The organism is Rhodoferax sp. (assembly GCF_034520025.1).
Taxonomy (GTDB): Bacteria; Pseudomonadota; Gammaproteobacteria; order Burkholderiales; family Burkholderiaceae_C; genus Allorhodoferax.
Map to the genome: position 1 here is coordinate 817,988 of NZ_JAXHNZ010000002.1, position 23,128 is coordinate 841,115.

22 protein-coding genes are annotated in these 23,128 nt (G+C 60.1%); 17 read left to right on the top strand and 5 right to left on the bottom strand.

The window, feature by feature from the left end:
- The first annotated feature begins 39 nt into the window (after positions 1–39).
- A complete protein-coding gene (locus U5L73_RS12140) occupies positions 40–978 on the top strand; it encodes a DMT family transporter (protein ID WP_322562598.1) in 939 nt (312 codons plus the stop codon).
- Here the strand turns inward: U5L73_RS12140 and rraA are convergent.
- Positions 970–1,503 carry a ribonuclease E activity regulator RraA gene (gene rraA / locus U5L73_RS12145; protein WP_322562599.1) on the bottom strand — a complete coding sequence of 178 codons (534 nt, stop codon included), beginning with the start codon at positions 1,501–1,503 and terminating at the stop codon, positions 970–972. The genes U5L73_RS12140 and rraA overlap by 9 nt on opposite strands.
- 177 nt (positions 1,504–1,680) lie before the next feature.
- Here rraA and U5L73_RS12150 point away from each other — a divergent pair, with 177 nt between their 5' ends.
- The 7 genes from U5L73_RS12150 to U5L73_RS12180 all read left to right on the top strand — a co-directional run bounded on the left by U5L73_RS12150 (position 1,681) and on the right by U5L73_RS12180 (position 9,572).
- On the top strand, positions 1,681–2,112 hold the full coding sequence (locus U5L73_RS12150) for an SWIB/MDM2 domain-containing protein (RefSeq protein ID WP_322562600.1): 432 nt from the start codon (positions 1,681–1,683) through the stop codon (positions 2,110–2,112).
- A 168-nt stretch (positions 2,113–2,280) separates the two neighbouring features.
- Positions 2,281–3,852, top strand: coding sequence for an ABC transporter substrate-binding protein (locus tag U5L73_RS12155; RefSeq protein WP_322562601.1), 1,572 nt, complete (start codon positions 2,281–2,283; stop codon positions 3,850–3,852).
- Positions 3,853–3,917: 65 nt separating this feature from the next.
- Complete coding sequence (locus U5L73_RS12160; protein WP_322562602.1) at positions 3,918–4,898, top strand: ABC transporter permease; 981 nt, start codon at positions 3,918–3,920, stop codon at positions 4,896–4,898.
- 42 nt (positions 4,899–4,940) lie between these two features.
- Complete coding sequence (locus U5L73_RS12165) at positions 4,941–5,852, top strand: ABC transporter permease (RefSeq protein ID WP_313873207.1); 912 nt, start codon at positions 4,941–4,943, stop codon at positions 5,850–5,852.
- A gap of 6 nt (positions 5,853–5,858) precedes the next feature.
- A complete protein-coding gene (locus tag U5L73_RS12170) occupies positions 5,859–6,830 on the top strand; it encodes an ABC transporter ATP-binding protein (protein ID WP_322562603.1) in 972 nt (323 codons plus the stop codon).
- The gene (locus tag U5L73_RS12175; RefSeq protein ID WP_322562604.1) at positions 6,827–7,831 is read left to right on the top strand and encodes a dipeptide ABC transporter ATP-binding protein; all 1,005 of its coding nucleotides are present in this window, start codon (positions 6,827–6,829) and stop codon (positions 7,829–7,831) included. Before U5L73_RS12170 ends, U5L73_RS12175 begins: the two co-directional genes overlap by 4 nt.
- Before the next feature lie 166 nt (positions 7,832–7,997).
- On the top strand, positions 7,998–9,572 hold the full coding sequence (locus U5L73_RS12180) for an ABC transporter substrate-binding protein (RefSeq protein ID WP_322562605.1): 1,575 nt from the start codon (positions 7,998–8,000) through the stop codon (positions 9,570–9,572).
- Between the two features lie 41 nt (positions 9,573–9,613).
- On the opposite strand, the gene U5L73_RS12185 is transcribed toward U5L73_RS12180, so the two are convergent.
- The 3 genes from U5L73_RS12185 to U5L73_RS12195 are packed head-to-tail and all read right to left on the bottom strand — an operon-like array spanning position 9,614 to position 13,415.
- Positions 9,614–10,018 (bottom strand): VOC family protein, encoded by a 405-nt coding sequence (locus tag U5L73_RS12185; protein ID WP_322562606.1) that lies wholly within the window; start codon positions 10,016–10,018, stop codon positions 9,614–9,616.
- Entirely contained in the window at positions 10,015–11,802 is a 1,788-nt protein-coding gene (locus U5L73_RS12190) for a thiamine pyrophosphate-binding protein (protein WP_322562607.1), read from the bottom strand. Before U5L73_RS12190 ends, U5L73_RS12185 begins: the two co-directional genes overlap by 4 nt.
- Before the next feature lie 44 nt (positions 11,803–11,846).
- Positions 11,847–13,415, bottom strand: a complete 1,569-nt coding sequence (locus U5L73_RS12195) for an aminotransferase class V-fold PLP-dependent enzyme (RefSeq protein ID WP_322562608.1) — start codon at positions 13,413–13,415, stop codon at positions 11,847–11,849.
- Between the two features lie 129 nt (positions 13,416–13,544).
- Here U5L73_RS12195 and U5L73_RS12200 point away from each other — a divergent pair, with 129 nt between their 5' ends.
- Entirely contained in the window at positions 13,545–14,012 is a 468-nt protein-coding gene (locus U5L73_RS12200) for an Lrp/AsnC family transcriptional regulator (RefSeq protein ID WP_322562609.1), read from the top strand.
- Between the two features lie 53 nt (positions 14,013–14,065).
- Here the strand turns inward: U5L73_RS12200 and U5L73_RS12205 are convergent, their stop codons facing one another.
- Complete coding sequence (locus tag U5L73_RS12205; RefSeq protein ID WP_322562610.1) at positions 14,066–14,956, bottom strand: LysR substrate-binding domain-containing protein; 891 nt, start codon at positions 14,954–14,956, stop codon at positions 14,066–14,068.
- Positions 14,957–15,069: 113 nt separating this feature from the next.
- Here U5L73_RS12205 and U5L73_RS12210 point away from each other — a divergent pair, with 113 nt between their 5' ends.
- Genes U5L73_RS12210 through U5L73_RS12245 form a run of 8 tightly spaced genes read left to right on the top strand, consistent with a single transcriptional unit; the run spans position 15,070 to position 23,128 of the window.
- On the top strand, positions 15,070–16,047 hold the full coding sequence (locus tag U5L73_RS12210; protein ID WP_322562611.1) for a tripartite tricarboxylate transporter substrate binding protein: 978 nt from the start codon (positions 15,070–15,072) through the stop codon (positions 16,045–16,047).
- Between the two features lie 39 nt (positions 16,048–16,086).
- Positions 16,087–16,848 carry an SDR family oxidoreductase gene (locus U5L73_RS12215; RefSeq protein ID WP_322562612.1) on the top strand — a complete coding sequence of 254 codons (762 nt, stop codon included), beginning with the start codon at positions 16,087–16,089 and terminating at the stop codon, positions 16,846–16,848.
- 16 nt (positions 16,849–16,864) lie between these two features.
- Positions 16,865–18,517: a (2,3-dihydroxybenzoyl)adenylate synthase gene (locus U5L73_RS12220; RefSeq protein ID WP_322562613.1), complete on the top strand. Its 1,653-nt coding sequence runs from the start codon at positions 16,865–16,867 to the stop codon at positions 18,515–18,517.
- A 35-nt stretch (positions 18,518–18,552) separates the two neighbouring features.
- On the top strand, positions 18,553–19,395 hold the full coding sequence (locus tag U5L73_RS12225; RefSeq protein WP_322562614.1) for an amidohydrolase family protein: 843 nt from the start codon (positions 18,553–18,555) through the stop codon (positions 19,393–19,395).
- Positions 19,395–20,603: a 3-oxoadipyl-CoA thiolase gene (gene pcaF / locus U5L73_RS12230; RefSeq protein WP_322562615.1), complete on the top strand. Its 1,209-nt coding sequence runs from the start codon at positions 19,395–19,397 to the stop codon at positions 20,601–20,603. Before U5L73_RS12225 ends, pcaF begins: the two co-directional genes overlap by 1 nt.
- A gap of 8 nt (positions 20,604–20,611) precedes the next feature.
- Positions 20,612–21,442, top strand: coding sequence for a crotonase/enoyl-CoA hydratase family protein (locus U5L73_RS12235; protein ID WP_322562616.1), 831 nt, complete (start codon positions 20,612–20,614; stop codon positions 21,440–21,442).
- Entirely contained in the window at positions 21,439–22,218 is a 780-nt protein-coding gene (locus tag U5L73_RS12240; protein WP_322562617.1) for an enoyl-CoA hydratase-related protein, read from the top strand. The genes U5L73_RS12235 and U5L73_RS12240 overlap by 4 nt, the downstream gene beginning before the upstream one ends.
- Positions 22,208–23,128 (top strand): alpha/beta hydrolase, encoded by a 921-nt coding sequence (locus U5L73_RS12245; RefSeq protein ID WP_322562618.1) that lies wholly within the window; start codon positions 22,208–22,210, stop codon positions 23,126–23,128. Before U5L73_RS12240 ends, U5L73_RS12245 begins: the two co-directional genes overlap by 11 nt.

The window sequence follows — 23,128 nt, forward strand, 5'->3', positions numbered from 1 at the left end:
GCTCATCGCGTCTTTGTCAGTCCGATTCACAGTGCCCCCATGAACACCACGCCCCGGCTCTTCTCCTACGCTTTGCTGGCCTCCAGCATGGCACTCATCGGCAGTTATGTCGCACTCTCCAAGCCGCTGGTGATGGTGCTCCCGGTATTTTTGCTGGCGTGGTTGCGCTTTGGTATTGGCGGCTTGGCCACCATCCATTGGCTCAAGCGCCCCGCAGACGAAATGCCGATGAGCCCCTCCACCCGCAAGTTTTTGTTCTTGGAGTCTTTCTTCGGAAACTTTCTGTTTTCTATCTGCATGTTGTACGGTGTGAGCATGACCACCGCAGTGTCTGCAGGCGTCATCATGGCGGCCATTCCGGCAGTCGTGGCGCTGATGAGCTGGGTGTTTCTCAAGGAAAAAATCAGCGGTCGCACGTGGCTGGCTGTCGCGTGCAGCGCCTTGGGCATCAGCTTACTGGCACTATCAAAAAGTGAGCACTCTGCGCACGGACCATCTGCGCCAAGCAGCGATTTGACTCAGAACAACCATCTTTTGGGCAACGCTCTGGTGTTTGCCGCAGTGCTCTGCGAAGCCGCCTATGCGGTGATCGCCAAAAAGCTCACCGGTGCCCTGACTCCGCGCCGCATCACCGCACTCATTAATTTGTGGGGCTTTGCGTTGATGACGCCTCTGGGCGCGTACGTTGCGTGGTCGTTTGACTTCGGCGCAGTGACGACAGGCTCATGGCTTCTACTGCTGTTTTACTCTTTGGCCGCCAGTGTCTGGACCGTATGGCTATGGATGAGCGGCCTGAAAAACGTACCGGCCTCGCGCGCCGGGGTGTTCACTGTGATGCTGCCGATATCGGCCGCTGTGGTGGGCGTTTTGGTTCTGGGCGAACCACTGGCCGGCCTTCAGATGTTGGCGTTCGGCATCGCTCTCTTGAGCGTTGTACTGGCTACGCTGCCGGGGCGCGGCAGCGGACCCTCACACTAAGGGGCGGGGTGCGATCACCATGCCGTCCCGGTCGGCATACAACCAGTCACCCGGGCGCACCCACACGCCCTGCACCCGCACCGGGAGCTGCACCACACCCTGCTGACGTTTTTCGGTAGGCAACGGCATGGGCGCCAGAGCCCGGATGCCCACGGGCTGCTGCTCCAGCTCTGCAAGATCCCGGACACACCCGTTCACCACAATACCGGCCCACCCATTCCGGGCCGCTGCTGCGGCCAGGTTGCCTCCGACCAACGCCCGCTGCATCGAGGCACCGCCATCAACCACCAGCACCTGCGCCACACGCCCCGTTGGCGTATCGAGCCACCCCTGAGAATCCACCGCCTGTTTCACAAAGCTGTTGTCTTCCAAACACTGCACGGTGTACACCGGCCCACAGAAGGCTGACAGTCCGCCGAACTCCCTAAAAACAGGCGGCATCACCCTGAAATCACCGCTACTGTCACCCTTGTAAATATCGCAAAAGTCACAGGTAGAAAACGAAGGAAACACGAAACCGGACATCAGGGCACTCCTTGAGGACTCAATTGCATGGATTCTCCAATGAAAAAAACAACATTCGCGCAGGAAAATTGACCATGCTCCCTTGGAAAGCCGCTTTTTTGCCATTAGCATGTGCGACACCAGTGAAGAAGCTTTTTTTTGCTGGGCTAAAACCAACTTCAAAAAGGACAATTCACCATGGCAACTGCGAAAAAAGCGCCGGCTAAGAAAGCCGCTGCACCAGCAAAGAAAGCTGCTCCTGCAACCAAGGCTGCAGCACCTGCGAAGAAAGTAGCCGTCAAGGCTGCGGCTCCTGCAAAGAAAGCGGCTGCACCCGCCAAGAAAGCTGCAGCACCTGTGAAGAAGGCCCCCGCCAAAAAGCGCACTGTGAACGCCGCGTTCATGAAAGCGCTGACCCCCAGCTCCGCATTGGCTGCAGTGGTCGGTTCGGCTGCCTTGCCACGCACCGAAGTGGTGAGCAAGCTCTGGACATACATCAAAAAGCACGGCCTGCAAGACGCGGCCAACAAGCGCAACATCAACGCCGATGCCAAGCTCAAAGAAATCTTCGGCAAAGCCCAAGTCACCATGTTTGAATTGGCTGGCCTGATCGGCAAGCACCTGAAGTAAGTCGCCTGCGTGACTACCAAAAAAGGCCGGACTCTCCGGCCTTTTTTTATTCGTGGTAAGGGTGAAAAAAGCCGCGATCTGGACCCCGGAACACCTAGGGTTTTCCGCCAATTTTTATTGGTATGGTTTATGCATAATCGCCACCTTTAAACCAAGGGATTTTTACCCATGAAACTCCAGGTACTCGCTCTCGCCGCAACCATGGCATTCGGAGCAACCGCATTGCAGGCCAAGACATTCAAATGGTCCAGCTCCAGTGATATTGCAACTTGGGACATCCACTCCCAAAACAACGCACTCCAAAACGGCATTCACGCCGCGGTCTACGAAAGCCTTGTTTACTACAACAGCAAGACTTTCAAGATCGAACCCGTACTGGCAACTGCCTGGAAAGACATCTCCCCCACCCAGATGCGCTTCACTCTGCGCAGTGGCGTGAAGTTTCATGACGGCAGCCCGTTGACTGTGGATGACGCTGTGTTTTCCATCCAGCGCGCCATGATGCCGACATCGAACTTCACCCCCTACATCCAGGGCGTGGACAAGGTCGTCAAGGTCAACGAAACCACCTTCGATGTGTACAGCAAGACACCCAACCCCGTGCTGCTGAATCAGATGACCGAGCTGCGTGTAATGAGCAAAGCGTGGGCCGAGAAGAACAAGTCTGTGGCCCCCAAGGACATCAAAACCCAGGAAGAGAACTTTGCCCACCGCAATGCCAACGGCACCGGCCCCTACATGCTCAAAGATTGGTTGCCGGACCAGAAGCTGGTTCTCACCCAAAACAAGGGCTGGTGGGGCAAGAGTGAATCCAATGTGACAGAAATCGTCTACACCCCCGTCAAGGCAGTGGCCACCCGTATGGCGGCTTTGCTTTCCGGCGAAGTGGACCTGGTGCTGGACCCCAGCCCGCAAGACTTGCCTCGCGTGCGCTCTAACGCCGATTTGAAGGTGATGGACGGCATTGAAAACCGCACCATCTTCTTCGGTATGGACCAGTTCCGCGACGAGCTCGTGGGCAGCAACATCAAGGGTAAAAACCCTCTGAAAGACGTGCGCGTCCGCAAGGCGCTTTATCAAGCCATCGACGCAGACGCAATCACCCGTGTCACCATGCGTGGACTGGGTCAAGCCACCGGCGCCATCGTGGCCCCTCAGGTCACTGGCTGGACCGAAGCCGTGCACAAGCGTTACCCGTTTGACGTGGCTGCTGCTCAAAAACTGTTGGCCGATGCTGGCTACAAAGACGGTTTTGAAGTGGATCTGGCGTGCCCGAACAACCGCTACATCAACGACGAGCAGATCTGCCAGGCAGTGACTGCCATGTGGTCGCGCATCGGCGTGAAAGCGAGGCTGCGCACCCTGCCATTGGTGACCTACTTCCCCATGATTCAGCGCAATGAAGCCAGCATTTACATGCTGGGCTGGGGCGTGCCCACATTTGATGCGTTGTACAGCCTGCAATCCCTGGTTCGCTCTGTGGGCGCTGGCGGTGACGGCAACTACAACGTTGGCCGATACAGCAACCCCCAGATGGACGCTTTGATCGAGCGCACCAAAAAAGAAACCGACCTGAAGCTGCGCACCGAATTGCTCACCAAAGCACTTCAATTGCACAACGACGACGTTGCCAATATTCCTTTGCATAACCAAGTCATTCCTTGGGCCATGAAGAAGAACATTGACGTGGTCCACCGCGCGGACAACCGCCTGGACTGGCGCTTGGTCAAAGTTAAGTAAAACCGCACTTCTTTAGTAAACGGGGTCGCGGCAGTATCTGCCGCGGCCCTCATTTTTTTGAATCTATGTTTGCATTCATAGTGCGGCGCTTGGCGCAAGCGGCATTGGTGATGGTCACCGTTGCCCTCATATCGTTCATGCTGTTTCAATACGTTGGCGACCCCGTCGTCTTCCTGTTGGGACAAGATGCAACGCAAGAGCAAATCAAGGAACTGCGTCAGGCCCTGGGCCTTGACCAACCTTTTATTGTTCAGTTCTGGCATTTCCTCAGGAATGCTGCCCAGGGTGAGTTCGGTTTCAGTTTGCGCCAGGGGACCCAAGTCTCCACGCTGATTGCCGAGCGCTTCCCTGCCACCCTTGAGCTCGCCTTGGTCGCCGGTTTTCTGGCACTTGCAGTCGGGATCCCTATGGGGGTTTATGCCGCGCTCAAACGCGGCTCGTTCTTGAGTCAAGTGTTCATGACGCTGTCGCTTCTGGGAGTCTCGCTACCCACTTTCTTGATCGGCATCTTGCTGATTTTGGTGTTCGCCGTAACGCTGGGCTGGTTCCCGAGCTTTGGCCGCGGAGAAGTGGTGAAGATCGGCTGGTGGACCAGTGGTTTGCTGACGGCCAAAGGCTGGCACCACATCGTGTTGCCGGCAGTCACTCTGGCTATTTTTCAGCTCACCCTGATTATGCGACTGGTACGCGCGGAGATGTTGGAAGTCTTGCGGACCGACTACATCAAGTTCGCGCGCGCACGGGGCCTGACGACACGGGCTGTTCACTTCGGGCATGCGCTGAAAAACACGCTGGTACCTGTGATGACGATCACCGGCTTGCAGCTCGGCGGTTTGATTGCCTTCGCCATCATCACGGAAACTGTTTTCCAGTGGCCGGGCATGGGCCTCTTGTTCATTCAGGCCGTGACGTTTGCAGACATTCCAGTCATGGCCGCTTACCTCTGCCTGATTGCCCTGATCTTTGTGGTCATCAATTTGATCGTGGACCTGCTGTATTTCGCGGTGGACCCGCGGCTGCGTGCCGGCAAGTCCGGCGGGCATTGAGTCACAAAACCCAACCTTATTTCCCTCACAGAGGAACATCCATTGAACTCTCTATTTCACCGGTGGTGGGATGGCGATGTGGGCTATAGCTTCCGCACGTCCCCCACTGCCATCTTCGCTGCGCTGATTGCACTCACCTGTCTGGTGTGTGCGCTCTTTGCGCCCTGGATTGCACCTCATAACCCGTTTGACCTGTCCACGCTGCAGCTGGACAACGCCCGACTCCCGCCCGCTTGGAGTGAAGGCGGCAAAGCCGGCTACCTGCTGGGCACCGACGATCAGGGCCGCGACATTTTGTCTGCCTTGATGTACGGCGCCCGCATCTCACTGGCTGTGGGGCTCGCCTCTGTGGTGTTGTCACTGCTGGTCGGGGTCAGCTTTGGGCTGCTGGCGGGCTTCCTGGGTGGTTGGGTTGACGCCTTGCTCATGCGCTTGTGCGACGTGATGCTCTCCTTCCCCGCGATCCTGGTCGCCTTACTGATCGCGGGTGTGGGGCGCGCGCTCTTCCCCAATGCGCATGAGTCACTGGCCTTTGGGGTGCTGATCATCTCGATCTCCCTGACGGGATGGGTGCAATACGCCCGCACCGTGCGCGGAAGTACCCTGGTCGAGCGTAACAAGGAATATGTGCAAGCTGCACGGGTCACTGGTGTGGCACCGCTTCGCATCATGCGCAAGCATGTGCTGCCCAACGTGCTCGGCCCCGTGTTGGTGCTGGCCACAATTCAGGTAGCCACGGCCATCATTACCGAAGCCACCCTCTCCTTCCTAGGCGTTGGTGCGCCCCCCACCTCCCCGTCGCTAGGCACCCTGATCCGGGTCGGCAACGACTACCTGTTCTCCGGCGAATGGTGGATCACCATCTTCCCGGGCGCCATGCTGGTCTTAATTGCCCTGAGCGTCAATTTGCTGGGCGACTGGTTGCGCGATGCCCTGAACCCCCGCTTGAGATAACCGCATATGAGCTTGTTACAAGTCAAAAATCTGGTGGTGGAATTCCCATCACGCAAAGGCACGCTGCGTGCGCTCGATCAAGTCTCGTTCGACATTGCACCGGGAGAAATTCTGGGCGTTGTCGGTGAATCCGGCGCCGGCAAATCGCTGACCGGGGCGGCGATCATCGGCCTGTTGGAGCCGCCGGGCCGCATCGGCAGTGGCGAGATCCTGCTGGAAGGCCAGCGCATCGACGACCTGCCACAAGACCGCATGCGTGCGATACGAGGCCGCAAGATCGGTGCGATCTTTCAGGATCCGCTGACCTCGCTGAACCCGCTGTACTCAGTCGGCCGGCAACTGATTGAAACCATCACCACCCACCTGCCACTGAACCAGGCACAGGCGCGTGAACGGGCCATCCAGCTGCTCAAAGACACCGGCATTCCTGCCGCCGAACAGCGGATCGACCACTATCCGCACCAGTTCTCTGGCGGCATGCGGCAGCGCGTCGTGATCGCTTTGGCCTTGGCCGCAGAACCCAAGCTGATCGTGGCTGACGAGCCCACCACGGCACTGGACGTCTCCATCCAAGCGCAAATCATCACCTTGCTTAAAACCATTTGCAAAGAGCGCGGTGCTGCGGTCATGCTGATTACCCACGACATGGGCGTCATTGCCGAAACCTGCGACCGCGTGGCTGTGATGTATGCGGGCCGGGTGGCAGAAATCGGCCCCGTGCACGATGTGATCAACCGGCCGTCACACCCCTATACGGCGGGCCTGATGGCCTGTATCCCCGACATGAGCCAAGATCGCGAAAACCTCCACCAGATTGATGGTGCCATGCCACGACTGAATGCCATCCCACAAGGCTGCGCATTCAACCCCCGCTGCACCCGCACCATCGCCAAGTGCACCCAACAACGCCCCGACCTGATGCAGGCAGGCAACACCCAAGCAGCCTGCTGGCTGCACGAGACTGGAGGTGCCGCATGAGCCAAGATGCACAACCCCTCGTAAGGGCGACTGACCTCGCCAAGACCTTTGACGTCTCTGCCCCCTGGCTGAACCGGGTGATCGAGCGCAAACCCAAGATGCTGCTGAAGGCAGTGAATGGCGTGAGCTTTGACATCGAACGCGGCACCACCCTCGCACTCGTGGGTGAATCCGGATGCGGCAAAAGCACGGTGGCGCGTTTGCTGGTCGGTTTGTATGAACCCACCCGTGGCGGCTTTGAATTCGATGGGCAAGATGCCCATGCCGCATTCAAAACTCCAGAAGGACGCAAACTGCGCCGCCGGGTGCAAATGGTGTTTCAAGACCCTTATGCCAGCCTGAATCCACGCTGGACAGTAGGTGACATCATTGCCGAGCCGCTGATCGAGCATGAAATCCTGAGTGAACAAGCGGCTCTAGATCAACGTGTGGGCGAGTTGCTGGAGTCCGTCGGACTCTCGGCGCAAGACAGCGTCAAGTTTCCGCACCAGTTCTCGGGTGGCCAGCGTCAACGCATTTCCATTGCACGGGCTTTGGCGACCCAGCCAGAGTTTCTGGTGTGCGATGAACCCACGTCCGCTCTGGACGTGAGTGTGCAGGCGCAAGTGCTCAACATCATGAAAGACCTGCAGCGCAAGCAGGGCCTAACCTACCTGTTTATCTCGCACAACCTCGCGGTGGTGCGGCATGTCAGCGACCAGGTCGGGGTCATGTACCTGGGTGGCTTGGTGGAGTTGGCTGACAAACACACGCTGTTCGACAGCCCGCGTCACCCCTACACCCGCATGTTGCTGGACGCGATTCCTAAAATGCACGACACCGGGCGCGCACGCACAGCGGTGGCAGGCGAAGTGCCGAACCCGCTCAACCCGCCATCGGGTTGCGCGTTTCACCCACGCTGTCCGCATGCCAATGCGCGTTGCAAAAGTGAAAAGCCAGAGATGAAACTACTGGACAAGGTTCGTATAGCCTGCCACGCTGTCGAAGAAGGCAGGATCTGATCGGTGCAACGGGTACCTCTCGGTAAGGGGTACTAACACATCAACAGCGCCCCCCGACATGGTTCGGCGGGCGCTCTTTTTTTGGGGCAGTGAATAGCCCGATCTGCACCGGTTTGGGGAAGGTCTTTTATGATGGGGAGACACAAATGATCCATTGGAGACACCCATGATCGCTGCACTCTCTCGTATAGCACTCGCGGTGCTGATAGCGCTAGCACCAACTGTCAGTTCAGCAAAAACATTCAAATGGACTGCTGCCAGTGACGTATTGTCTTGGGATCCGCACAGTCAAAATGCCGGACTGCAAAACGGTATCCATGCAGCGGTGTACGAAAGTCTGGTGTACTACAACAGCAGAACTTTTGAGGTGGAGCCCATGCTGGCGCGTCAGTGGCAGCAGATTACGCCGACCCATTTGCGTCTCAGCCTACGTACCGGAGTCAAATTTCACGATGGGCGCCCCTTCACCGCTGACGATGCAGTCTTCTCCATCCAGCGTGCGATGAAGCCCAACTCCACCTTTCAGCCTTTCACCCAAGGCATTGCCCGCGTAGTAAAAATTGACGATTTACGACTGGACATCCACACTTCCACCCCCAATCCGGTGCTTCTCAATCAACTGACAGAGCTGCGCATCCTCAGTGAATCATGGGCCAAAGAACACGACTCTACGAATCCAAAAGACGTCAAGTCAAAAACTGAAAACTACGCCCATCGCCATGCCAACGGCACTGGCCCCTTCATGCTGAAAGAGTGGATACCCAACCGGGATATCACTCTGACTCGAAATCCGGCATGGTGGGGCCCTTTGGAATCCAACGTCACCGAGATCATTTTTAGTCCGTTGCCCAGTCTCACGAGTCGTATCGCAGCGTTAGAAAGCGGAAGCATAGACTTGGTGCTAGACCCTACCCCGCAAAGTTTGCTGGCCTTGCGCAACAACTCAGACTTCAAATTACTCAACGGACCTGAAAATAGAACGCTCTTCATTGGGATGGACCACTTCAGTGACCAATTGCAGGGCAGCAATATCAAGGGAAAAAATCCGCTCAAAGATAGGCGTGTCCGCAAAGCGCTTTACACGGCCATCGACACGGCTGCCATCACTCGGGTCACCCTCCGTGGACAGGGCCAAGTCACCGGCGCATTGGTCATGCCCAAAGTCAATGGTTGGAGCGAGGCACTCAACAAGCGTCCCGAATTCAGCGTCTCCAACGCGAAAGCCCTGCTGAGCGAGGCTGGCTTTGCAAACGGGTTTGAACTGGAGCTCTCATGCCCGAACAACCGCTACCCCAATGACGAGGAGATCTGTCAAGCCATCAAGGCGATGTGGGAGCGCATAGGAGTAAAAGCCAAGCTCACGACCTATCCGTTCACCGACTATTTCCCTCGCTTGCAGCGCCATGAATTGGGTGTCTATCTCATCGGCTTCGGCCCAGCTACTTTTGACGGCCTCAATACATTGCAATCGCTAGTCCAGACCCGCACACGCAACAGTGGAGACGGGAACTTCGGTCGCTACAGCAATCCCGCCATAGACTCCTTGATCAACCGGATTAAGAAAGAGGCCGATCCCAAAGTCCGCACCGGCCTGATCACGGAAGCCTTGCAGTTACAAAACGACGATGTAGCCACCATCCCGTTGATCAACCTGATCATCCCTTGGGCTATGCGCAGCAACGTCAACATCGTTCACCGGCCCGACAACCGGATCGACTGGCGCATTCTCCAACTCAATTAAACCAGCGGCACCGCCCACGCCTTGCGCAGCTGCAGCACATGCTAGCCAGCTTGATAAAGCTCCAAGGGCAATCCGTCAGGGTCCGAGAAAAACGTGAAGCGCATTCCGGTGTATTCATCTATGCGCACTGCTTCTACTGCCACACCTGCAGCCTCTAATCGCTGCTTTGCCGAGTCCACATCGGCCACCCGGAAACACAGGTGGCGCAAGCCACAGGCTTCCGGACGAGAGGGCCGTGGCGGAGGCGAGGGGAAAGAAAACAGCTCGATCTGCCCCCCATCAGGCAAACCGAGATCCAATTTCCACGAGCCACGGGCCTCCCGGAAATTCTCGGCCAACACCTGCAGGCCCAGCACCTCGGTGTAGAAATGTTTAGAACGGGCGTAGTCTGATGCAATGATGGCCACATGGTGCACAGACTGCAGCCCCAAACCGGCAGCGCTCATCGCTTGAGTGCTGCCTGCGTCATGGCGCGCAGAGTGCCACGGGTGCTGATGAGCTCAGGCTCCAGCACCACCTCTATAACGGTGCCCTGCGGCCGGGCCAAGGCGGCAAGCAGCTCGGCCTCAAAATCTGCACTCTTGCGGATCGTGACACCGGCATAACCGTAAGCCCGGGCCAGTGCGCTGAAATCCGGGTTTGCCAACGCAGTACCCGCTGCATGCTCCGGGTATTCGCGCTCTTGGTGCATGCGGATGGTGCCGTACATACCGTTGTTCAACAGCAAAATAATGCTCTTGGCACCGTGCTGCACTGCGGTGGCGAGCTCCTGCCCGTTCATCAGGAAATCACCATCCCCGGCAATCGTGAATGCCACCCTGCCCTGGCCGCTACCAGGCGCTTCTTGGCTCAAAATCGCCGCCGCAATCCCTGCGGGCACGCCATAGCCCATGGCGCCGTTGGTCGGCGCCAACTGGGTTTTGTGCCCGGCGGCCAAACCGGTGTAGCGGTAGAAGCGGTGCAACCAACTTGCAAAGTTGCCGGCACCGTTGGTCAGCACCGCATCAGCCGGCAAGTGCTTTTGCAAACAAGCAATCACATGAGGCATGTCCACCAACCCGCGCTCGTTGTCGGCCGGCAAATCAGCGATCACAGAGGGTACGAGGTTGGCCAGGTAGTCCGCGTTGCAGCCATGCGTCCACGCCTCCCACGGCACATTCATTGGTGCTGTCAACACCTCCAGAGAGCGGGCTGCCGCTCGCATGCTGGCGTGGATGGCCAGATCTGCTTGGTACACCCGGTTGAGCTCTTCTGCACTCGCGTGGATGTGCACTAGCGTCTGCGCCGCTTTGGGCGCTTGCAGCAGGGTGTAGCCACCGGTAGTCATTTCACCCAAGCGGGGGCCGATGGCGATGATCAAGTCACTGTCGCGCACCCGCTTGGCAAGCGCCGGGTTGATGCCGATGCCCACATCGCCCGCGTACTGCGGGTGGTGGTTGTCAAAGGTGTCTTGAAAGCGAAACGCATTGCCCACCGGCAGACGCCAGTTTTCGGCAAAGCGCTGCAGCGCCTGCGCGGCCTGCGGCGTCCACCCCCCGCCCCCCGCAATCACGAAGGGGCGCTCTGCTTTCAGCAGCAGCTGGCGCAGATCCCGCAGGGCACCCGGGTCGCTCCAGGCCTCAACCGGCTCGACACGGGCCAGCGGCTGAGGACGCTGCCCCGCCGCATTGGGCTCTAACACTTGCGTCAACATGTCTTCCGGCAACACCAGCACCACCGGACCAGGGCGCCCATTCATGGCGGTGGCAAAGGCGCGCGCCACGTATTCGGGAATGCGTCTCGCATCATCAATCCGCTCCACCCGCTTGGCCATGCCCAAGGCACTGGGGCCGAACATCACTCGGTAATCCATTTCCTGAAAAGCCTCGCGGTCGCGCTGGTCGCTGGCCACATCCCCGATGAAAAGCACCATCGGCGTGGAGTCCTGAAACGCGGTGTGCACCCCGATGCTGGCATTCGTTGCCCCCGGGCCGCGGGTTACAAAACAAATGCCGGGGCGGCCGGTCAGCTTGCCCTGGGCTTCTGCCATGAACGCAGCACCGCCCTCTTGCCGATTGATGATGAAGCGAATCTGATCCCTGTAGCGGTGAAAGCCATCGAGCACCGCCAAATAACTTTCGCCCGGCACACCAAAGGCGTGGGTAACGCCCTGTGCAATCAAGCACTGGACCAAGAGGTGCCCGGCGAGTGCGGGGGTGGAGGTGTCAAGAGTGGGTGTGGATGTCTGCATGCCCGACATTGTGCCGCTAGGTGCCATGCGCAGAGAGCACAGACCTATGCCATTTCAGCCAGTGCCACTCCACCCTCCAGGTGCCACACCTGTGCGTGCCCGCGCGCGCGCAACAGTGCCGCGGCCTGGCGACTGCGTGCGCCGCTGCGGCAGAACATGACCACTGGGCCGAAGGCTTGCGACAGGTCCGCAGGCATGTTGTGGCGCAGGGTCTCCAGGGGCACATTCAGCGCAGTGACTTGCGTCCACGGAAGCCAATTGTGGCTGGCCTGGTGTTCGGCTACATCGCGGACATCGACCATACGGGCGTTTGGATGGCGTTGAAAGAAATCATCCAGGGCATCGGCAGACAGGCCGCCCTCGCTAGCGCACTCGATGGCAAGCGTAGGCCCGCCATGGGCTGGGGCGGCACCCGGCACGCAGGCCCGCAGCACTTGGCCGCAGCTGGCGATACGAGCGCACGCTTCGTCGGTAAATGCTGCGTCTACCGTGGCGCCTATCGAGAGGCGCACCGCGCCCTCGGTCTGCCAGGCCGGCAAGCACATGGCCTGCAGCACATAGCTGGGTTCAGCTTTGGCGGCACTGCAAGCGCTGCCAGCGCTGATACGCATGCCGGCCGCGTCAAACACATTGAGCAGCGTTTTGCTGTCCATGCCCGGAACCGAAAAGTTGAGCGTGGTTGGCAAGCTGCCCTCAAACGGCATGTTGAACACCACGCCAGGCAAGGCCTCGCGCAGCGCATCGGCCAGGCGCGCACGGTAGTCCGCCAGTTGCGCGTGGCTGCGGAACACCGCGTCGCCGCCGTCTTCCAGCGCCTGCAACACGGCACCGAGGGCGGCAATGCCGGGCATGTTTTCGGTACCGGCCCGCTGCCCGCCCTCTTGGCCACCACCAGCCATCAGCGCGGTGTAGGGGCTGCCAGCGCGCACGTAGAGCATGCCGATACCTTTGGGCGCATAAAGCTTGTGGCCGGAGAACGGCGCGTAGTCAATGCGGGTGGCCGCCAAATTCAACTCGAGCTTGCCCAGCGCCTGCACGCAGTCCACCAGCCACAAGGCACGGGAGCCGCTGGCCTGCAGTGTGGCCTCGATGCCGGCAATGTCAGACACCACGCCCGTCTCGTTATTGGCTGCCATAGTGCACAGCAGGGTCGCGCCCGGCAGGTGTTGCTGCAGAAACGCCAGATCATGCAAGCCTTGTGTGTTGACCGGCACGGTAAGCACCGGCAGATTGAGGCCCAGGAGCTGGTTCCAGTGCGCCACCGCTTGTGGCACCGCCTTGTGCTCGGTGGCGCCCAGCAAAATCGGCCCGCTAAGCGCTTCGCCGGCTTCACGGCGCGCGCGCGCTGCACACAATGCCGAGAGCACAGCGGTCTGAATGCCTTCTGTGGCGCCGCTCACAAATAGCAACTGTCCATCGCCCGCACCCAGCACCCTTGCTGCACGGGCGCGTACGTCTTCCAGCAAAGCTTTGGCGCGCAAGCCGGCACTATGGCTGCTGCTGGGGTTACCAAACTGGCCCATCAGGGCCCGCTGGGCCGCATCCCGCGCGGCCGGTAGCACCGGCGTGGTCGCGTTGCAGTCCAAGTAGATTTCGTGGGTAGGTGCTTGCATGACAGGCGTCTTTGGGGATTAACAACAAGCATCAAATGGTAGGCAAGCAGGCGCAAACATACATGCCAATGTTTACGCACATAGCGCAAAACATAGAATGTTTATTCCACATCTATTGAAATAACAGCAATGGCAATCTACAAAGAACTGGATCGCACTGACCGTGCCATCCTGAGCGAGTTGCAGCAGGACGGCACCCTGTCAGTGGCCCAACTCAGCGAAAAAGTAGGCCTCTCCACCACCCCGTGCTGGAAACGGGTGAAAGCGATGGAAGAGTCCGGCCTGATCGAAAAGCGCGTGGCTATCGTCAACCGCGAGCAAGCCGGGCTGCCAGTCACCGTGTTTGTGAGCCTGCGCACCAACCGGCACGACGAAGCCTGGCTGCGCGAATTTGCCGCTGCCGTGGCCGGCATGCCCGAGGTGCAAGAGTTCCACCGCATGAGTGGCGATGTGGACTACCTGCTCAAAGTAGTGGCCGCCGATATCGCCGGCTATGACCGCTTTTACAAGCGCCTGATTCAGCTTGCAGAGCTCTCCGGCGTGTCATCAGCCTTCTCGATGGAGCAAATCAAAAGCACTACAGCGCTACCATTGTGATAGCAGTCTGCGCATATTCAGCGGGGGCTAGAGGCCGGTTTATATCGTTCCCATCACGTCGGGCCATAGCGGCTCAACACGTCGGACAGGTACTCCGCCGCCGGGGTGAGCGGAAAGTCCGGGCGCTGGACCATCACAATCGCAGGCGCCGGCAGCGGCTCGCGGACCCGGATAACCTGCAGTGCATCCCGGGTCATCGGGAATTCCTCCCACTGGACGGGCAGCATCGCCAATAAATCGCTGTGGGCCAAGCTCACCATGATGGACATGGCAGAGCTGGCCTGTAACACCACGTTCGGTGCCGTAAGTCCGTGGCTTTCAAACAGACGGGCAATATCGTCCTCTACGTTGTAGTCCACCCCCGTAATCGCCCAATCTGCGGCCTGCAAAGCCTTGAGTGAGCGCACGTTGGCCAGCGGGTGCCCCTTGCGGCACACCACGGCACGCCGGTTCTCAAACATTTTGCGCATAGCAAGTCCCGGTGCAGGCGGTGTCCGGGGGGCTGCCCCCAGATAAAAGTCAACGGTGCCATCACGCAAAAGCCCTTCCGCGTCCGGGAACAAGCCTTCCATGATTTGAAGCTTGACACCCGGGTAACGCGCCCTGAAGGTCTTGAGGGCGAAAGGCAACATCCCCACGTGCGGCATGATCGACAGAGCCACCACCACCGCCCCACGGTCATCGCCCCGGTGCTGGGCGATTTCGTCTTGCGCCCGGCGGGCCTCGTGGACGATGTTGCTGGCGCGGATATGAAAGCGCCGCCCGGTGTCGGTGAGCGTCATGCCAGTCGTCTCGCGCATGAACAGCGAGCCCCCCAACTCCTTCTCCAAGGCACGGATACTGCGTGTTACCGCAGGCTGCGGCACGCCTAAGCGCCGGGCTGCAGAACGCAGGCTGCCATGCTCCACGATGGCGACAAAGTACTGGAGTTGATCAAGCTTCATGGGAGATGCGAAATATGAATCACGATTTGCAAATTGCCATCTTATGTGAATCACACCGCACTTTTACAGTCGCACCCAGATCGACATATTCGTCGACGACCACAGGAGACAATATGAAACCCCTATCGCGTCAACGTCGCGCCGTGATTGCGGCCGCCTGCTTACTCGCGGGAGCCGCAGGAGCCTTTGCACAGAACTGGCCCGCCAAACCCATTCGCATGATTGTTCCTGCCCAAGCGGGCGCTGCACCGGACGTGGTGGCCCGCTTGGTCGGAGACCGCTTGAGCGCCGCACTCGGCCAGGGCGTGGTGGTGGACAACCGCCCCGGTGCGGGCGGCATCCCAGGCATGTCTGCACTGGCCCGCTCAGCCAACGACGGCTACACCATCGGCTTTGTGCCAGCGGCCATGGGCAGCATCACGCCCTTGGTGTACAAAAACCCGCAGTTCAATCCCGATACCGATCTGCAATCGGTCGCTACCGTCGGCATCAGCCCGCTGATTCTGGTCACCCAGTCGGGCAACAACATCAAGTCGCTGGCGGATCTGGCCAAGGCCTCCAAAGCCCAGCCCGGCAAGCTCAACTTCGCAGCACCGCAAAACAACTCACTGCCCCACCTTGCAGGCGAGCTGGTCAACAAGGCGGGCAACATGGGCCTGTTCACCGTGCCCTATGCAGGCCCACCGGCCGCCATCGTGGCAGTGATGACGGGTGAGGTCACTATGACCGCAGACGGCATTCCCGGCCTGCTGCAACACGTCAAAGCGAAAAAACTGCATGCACTGGCAGTGACCTCGTCCAAACGCCTGCCGGGCTTCGAGGATGTCCCTACCGTGGCAGAGACCTATCCAGGCTTTGAGGCCGTCGGTTGGTTTCAGATCATGGTGCCGGAGGGCACGCCACCCAAAATCATCGAAACGCTGAACAGAGAGATCAACAAGATCACCCAGTCAGCCGATATCACTGCCCGCCTGTCAGACCTTGGCGTCTACCCACGACAAGACAGCGTTGAGGGTGCCCGCGAGTTCTTCGCCACACAGCAAAAAGCCATGAAAAAGATCGTGGCTGACCTTGGCATCCAGGCCCAGTAGGCCCTGGCACCCCTCTCACCTATCCACAGAAAGATCCCCATGAATGAACGTAAAAAAGCGCTGGTGACCGGCGGAGCCACCGGCATCGGACGCAGCGCCGTGCTTGCCCTCGCCAATGCTGGCTACGACATTGCTATCAACTACGCCTCCAGCGCCAAAGGCGCCGCAGCCACTGCTGCAGAAGCCCAAGCCCTGGGCGCCAAGACCCTGCTGCTGCAATGCGATGTGTCTGACGACGGCGCGGTGCGCGCCATGATGGACAAGATCGTCGCTGAATTCGGTCACCTCGATGCCCTGATCAACAACGCCGGCACCACTGCCACCTGGAAGGTTAAAGACCTCGAGAGCCTGGACATGGCGGAATGGGACCGCACTTTCGCGGTGAACGTGCGGGGCACTTTCCAGGTGACTCGAGCGGCGGTCCCGCTACTGAAAAAAGGCAGCAACCCTGCCGTCGTGAACAGCGCCAGCATCGTGGGCCTTCGCCCCGGCCCACAACCGCTGCCCTACGCTGCCAGCAAAGCGGCTGTAGTCAATCTGACCAAAACACTGGCTTGGAATCTGGGCCCCGATATCCGCGTGAACGCGGTAGCGCCAGGCTGGATGGAAGGTGACTGGATGCAGCGCATGCTGGGCGACAAGTACGACGATCTCATGGGCAAACGCGCCAAAGCGACCCCGCTCAAGCGCTGCGTGACCTCGGAAGACGTGGCAGAGACCATGTTGAACCTACTCACCGCTAACCGCTTTGTCACCGGTGAAATCGTGGTGATCGACGGTGGCTTCACCAGTTCAACCTGAGACACGGAGGCTCGCCATGTTGAAAGGTTTTGTTCCCTTCCCCCCCGAGTTTGCCGCCCGCTACCGAGCGAAAGGCTATTGGCAAGATAGATCGCTCGCCCAAGAGTTTGACGCGGTGTATGCGCGCTTCCATGATCGCACCGCACTCGTCGATGGCGATGTGAGCTTGAGCTATGCCGACCTCGACCGGCTGAGCACCAACCTAGCGCTCAACCTGCTGGAGATCGGTCTCCAACCGCTGGACCGGGTGGTGCCCACCCTGCCCAATGTGCATGAATTTGTGGTGCTCTACTTTGCCCTGCAAAAAATCGGCGCGATCCCGATTGCTGCGCTGGTGTCTCACCGCTATGCCGAAATCAGCCAGTTTGTACAGCTCTCAGGCGCCACTGCCTGCGTGTACCCGGAGGTGGCGGGCGACTTTCACTTCTCTCCAGTCATCGACCGCGTGGCAGCGGAAAACAGCGCACTGCGTATCCGCATCGTGTTGGGGCAACCCAAGCCGGGTGAACACTCTTTGCGAGAGCTGATTGACCGCCCTGCGCAGCTGCCGGCGTCACGCTTGGCCGACATTGCCATCGACCCTACCGACCCCTGCATCTTCCAGCTCTCGGGCGGCACCACAGGCATTCCCAAGCTGATTCCCCGCACCAACAACGACTACGCCTACAACTCCAAAGTGGCGGCCAGCGTGTGCGAGGTGGATGCGGAGTCGGTCTTGCTGCTGGTGTTACCCATTGCGCACAACCTGCCACTGGCCTGCCCGGGCATTCAGGGGTTCATGTTCAACGGCGCCAAGGTGGTGGTGCACGCCAATACCCGGCCGGCCGAGATGTTTGCGCTGATCCAAAAGCACAAGGTCACACACCTCAAGGTGGTGCCGGCTTTGCTGATCCGCCTGATCAATGACCCGGCAGTGGGCGACTATGACCTTTCCAGCCTCAAGCTCATCCAAAGCGGTGGCCAGCGCATGCAGCCGGAGGTGCGGGCCAAAACCCGCGCGCTGATTCCGGGCGTGTTCGTGCAAGAGAACTTCGGCATGTCTGAAGGCACTCTGATGTTTGTGCGCTCCAGCGATCCGGAAGAGGTCAAGCTGGAAACCTGCGGCCGCCCGGTCTGCGAGGACGACGAAGTCAAACTCCTCGACGAAGACGACCGCGAGGTGGCACCTGGCGAGGTGGGCGAGTTCACGGTGCGCGGCCCCTACACGCTGCGCGGCTATTTCGGTGTGCCGGAGTACAACGCCAAGCAGTTCACCACCGATGGCTTCTACCGCTCGGGTGACCTGATGCGCAAACACCCGTCCGGCAACTACGTGGTCGAAGGGCGCAAAAAAGACCTGATCAACCGCGGCGGCGAAAAAATCAGCGCTGAGGAAGTCGAGAACCTCATCTTGATGCACCCGGCCGTGCAGAACGTGGCCTGCGTGCCCATGCCCGATGCCCACATGGGCGAAAAAATGTGCGCCTTTGTCATCTTGCGGGCAGGTCAGGCCCTGGACCTCAAAACGCTCGTCGACTTTTTGCTAACCAAGGAAATCGCCAAGTTCAAGTTGCCCGAGCGCCTGGAGGTATTGGCCGACTTTCCGGTGTCTACCTTCGGCAAGGTGTCCAAAAAGGCGTTGGGCGAAATGGTCGCAAATATGCTCCAAAAAAGCCTGCAGCCCTCTTAAATATTGCGCAACCAGCTATAAAAACAGGAGCAACCATGAGAATTATCGATCTGCACTGCTACCCCGGCACCCAAACCTGGATTGATGCCCAGGGCCCCTACCCCGAGGCCCTGGCCACCTACTGGAAACGCGACTGGGTTGCCAAGTCGGAAGACGACGTTATCGCCGAATTCACCACTGCTGGTGTGGAGGCATGCTTGGTCGCGCTGGACCTGGAAACCACCGTCGCCACCCCACCCTGCACGAACGAATATGTGCACGACATGTGGAAGCGCCACCCGCAACGGGTGATCCAGTGCTGGGGCGCTGTGGAGCCCGCCAAGGGCGAAATCGCCATCCGACAGGCCGAGAAAGCCGTGAAAGAGCTGGGCTTTGTAGGCTTTCACTTTCACCCGATCATGCAGCACTTTGCGGTGAACGACCGGCGCTACTACGACCTCTTTGAAGTCATCAACGGCCTGGGCGCTGCGGTAATGATCGACGTGGGCACCACCGGTATGGGCGCCGGCATGCCCGGGGGTCATGGCGCGCGCATCAACCACGCCCACCCCTCGGCCATCGACGACCTGGCGGCCGACTTTCCGAACCTCAAAATCATCATGGCCCACCCCGGCTGGCCCTGGGTGGACGAAACCACCGCCGTCGCGCTGCACAAAGGCAATGTGTACTGGGAAATGTCAGGCTGGGCGCCCAAGCACTTTCCGGGCAACCTGAAGGTGGATATTCGGGGCCGCTTGCAAGACAAAATCATGTTCGGTAGCGACTACCCTAGCCTGCCCTACGAACGCATCTTGCGGGAGTGGGATGAACTTGGCTACAAGCCCGAGGTGATGGAAAAAATCATGCACGGCAACGCTGAGCGGGTGCTGGGGCTGTGATGGCGCACGCCTACCTGTGTGATGGTGTGCGCACCCCCATCGGCCGATACGGTGGCGGCCTCTCGGGTATCCGCACCGACGATCTGGGTGCCCTGCCTCTCCAAGCGTTCATGGCACGCCACCCGGGCCTGGACTGGGAGCAGTTGGAAGAGGTGTACTACGGCTGCGTCAACCAAGCCGGCGAAGACAACCGCAATGTGGCACGCATGAGTGCCTTGCTCGCAGGCCTGCCGCACACCGTGGCAGCTGCCACCGTGAACCGCCTGTGTGGTTCGGGCCTGGAGGCTGTGGCCAGCGCTGCCCGCGGCATCGCTTGTGGCCAGCTGGATCTCGCGATTGCGGGCGGCGTCGAGAGCATGAGCCGTGCGCCTATGGTCATGCCCAAGGCGACCACCGCGTTTTCAAGGCAGGCCGAGATCTACGACTCCACCATCGGCTGGCGCTTTGTGAACCCTGCGATGGAACGCCTCTACGGCATCGATGCCATGGGAGAGACCGCTGAAAACGTGGCCGAAGCGCACCACATCAGCCGCGCCGACCAGGACGCTTTTGCCCTGCGCAGCCAACAACGCGCGGCCCGGGCACAAGGTAGTGGCGTGCTGCGGGAAGAAATCATCCCGGTCACCGTGCCCGGCAACAAGCGGGGCACAACCCTGCAGATCACCGAAGACGAGCACCCCCGCGCTGACACCACCCTCGAGAGCCTCGCCCGCCTCAAACCGGCATTCCGGGAAGGTGGCAGCGTCACCGCTGGCAACGCGTCAGGGGTCAATGATGGCGCCGCAGCATTGCTGCTTGCCAGCGAGGCAGGGGTGGCGCGCCATGGCCTGCAGCCCTTGGCCCGCATCACCGGCTTCGCCACTGCGGGTGTGCTTCCGCGTGTGATGGGCATCGGACCAGTGCCTGCAGTCCAAAAACTTCTGGCCCAGACCGGTTTGCAAATCGCTGATTTTGATGTGATTGAACTTAACGAGGCCTTTGCCGCACAAGGCCTGGCGGTGCTGCGCGGCTTAGGGCTGCCGGACGACGGCGAGCACATCAACCCGCACGGTGGTGCTATCGCCTTTGGTCACCCACTGGGCATGTCCGGCGTGCGGCTGACGCTAACCGCAGCCCGCCAGCTCAAGCGCACCGGAGGGCGCCGGGCGCTGGTGACCATGTGTATCGGCGTAGGCCAGGGCATTGCATTGGCGATAGAACGCGTTTGAAAGAATCCATGAGTACCGACCCTATTCAATTCACCCGCCATGGCCACCTGGCCGTGCTCACCCTCAACCGCCCCGACACCCGAAACGCCCTAAGTGGTGAAGAGATGTTTGCGGCATTCGAGCAGCTGTTCGCAAACATGAACGCCGATCTCTCGATCCGCGCGGCGGTGCTCACCGGCGCGGGCACTGCGTTTTGCTCAGGGGGCAATGTGGCGGAAATGCGGGATCGCACCGGCATGTTCGGTGGCTCGCCTGCGCAGATTGCGGCCAATTACCGCGCGGGTATCCAGCGAATCCCGCGGGCGTTTCAGACCTTGCAAGTGCCCATCATTGCGGCGGTCAATGGCGCGGCCATCGGTGCGGGCAACGACCTGGCCTGCATGTGCGACATCCGCATTGCCGCAGACACCGCCCGCTTTGCGGAAAGCTTTGTGAAGGTGGGCATCGTCCCCGGCGACGGGGGCTGCTGGTTGCTGCCACGGGTGGTCGGTGGGTCCAAGGCTGCTGAGTTGGCCCTGACCGGGGACACCATCGACGCTGCCGAGGCCCTGCGTATCGGCCTGGTGAGCCAGGTAGTGCCGGCCAGCCAACTGCTGGAAGCGGCCATGGCCCTCGGCCAGCGGATCGCAGCCAATCCGCCACAGGTGCTGCGCTGGACCAAGCAACTGCTCCAAGAGGGCCGCAGCAGCAGCCTCGACCAAGCGCTGGACGCTGCGGGCCAGTTTCAGGGCCTGGCTCACCACACCGCAGACCACGCGGAGGCGGTCACGGCATTTTTTGAAAAGCGCGCTCCCGTGTTCGGAGCAGGCAACGCAGCAAACGCGGGTGGCGCCGTATGAGCCCTTTGCTCCGTGAAACCGTTGCACCCGGTGTGGTGCTTTTGCGTCTGCACCGCCCGGAGGTGCTCAACGCATTGAACCTGGCGCTGCGGCAAGCGCTCGCAGATGCGTTTAGTGCACTTGACCAAGACCCGCAAGTTCAGGTGATCGTGATCGCAGGGAGTGAGCGGGCCTTTTGCGCCGGTGCCGACTTGCAAGAATATGTGGACGCCACCCCCACCGACATCTTGGCCAGGCAGATGGACCAGCTCTGGGGTGCCATCAGCGGGTGCAGCAAGCCAGTGATCGCCGCGGTACGTGGCCATGCGCTGGGCGGCGGTTGCGAGCTCGCGATGCACGCCGACATCATCGTGGCCGGTCAGGGGGCTCGCTTCGGCCAACCCGAGGTCAAGATCGGCATCATGCCGGGCGGGGGTGCTACCCAGCGCCTCACCCGGGCGGTCGGCAAGTTTGCTGCCATGAAAATTTTGCTATGTGGGGAGCCTTTTACTGCGGCTGACGCCTTGGCCATGGGCTTGGCCAGTGAAGTCGTGCCAGACGCCGAGGTGGAACAACGCGCCATAGAGCTCGCCAGCCACTTGGCAGGGCTGCCGGTGCAAGCGTTGAAATTCATCAAAGAGGCCGTGCTGGAAAGCATGAACCTGCCACTGGCCCAAGGCCTTCAGTGGGAGCGCAAGTCGTTTCAGTTATTGTTTGCTACCCCAGATAAAACCGAAGGCATTCGCGCCCGTTTGGAAAAGCGCCCCCCTGTGTTTGCACACCACCATGACCATTGACCCCACCCTCGATCCGGTGCGCATTTCTGCCCAGCTACCGGCCGCTGTACAAACCGCTCTCCAGTCTATGGGGCGCGTCGTCGCACCTCAGCCCTCCGAGGCGCTGTTTGCACCCCTGCACTCCAAAGCGATGCCGCAGGATGTCCGGATTGAGCGCGACGTGCCCTACGGCCCCAATGCCCGGAACCGGCTAGACATTTTCACGCCAGCCAACGCCACCGAGCCCCTGCCCGTGTTGCTGTTTGTGCATGGCGGCGCCTTTATGCGGGGAGACCGGCGTATCGGTGATGGTACCTTTCACGACAACATAGGCCTGTGGGCTGCGCGCAATGGGATGGTAGGTGTCAACATGTCGTACCGGCTTGCGCCGGAGCACGGGTGGCCCTGTGCCCAACGCGATATTCAATCCGCCATACAGCATTTGCGCACAGCCCCCGCTGGGAACAAGCTGCCCAACGGCCCGATGGTGCTCATGGGGCACTCCGCCGGGGCCGCCCATGTAGCCCAGTATGTGGCGATGCCAGAGTTCCACCAAAGCGTGGGCGTCGGCGTGCGGGCTGCGGTCGTGTTGTCCGGGCTGTTCGACCCGGTAACCGCCGAGGACAACCCGCCACTCAAGGCGTACTTCGGCGCGGACAGGGCCCGCTACCCCGAGCGCAACGCAGTGCCAGGCCTGGTGACATCGGCCGTGCCACTGTGGATTGGCTATGCGGAACTCGACCCGCCGGACTTTGTGGAACAAGCCCACCAGTTGGGCACCGCACTGCAACGCGCCGGCAAACCCACACCGGTGCACCGGCTGGATGGACACAGTCACATGTCGGAGCTGTATGCAATCGGCACCGCAGACACATCGCTCTCGGAGGCGCTGATCCGTTTCATGCGGAAGGCTGCCTCGCTATCACTTTAG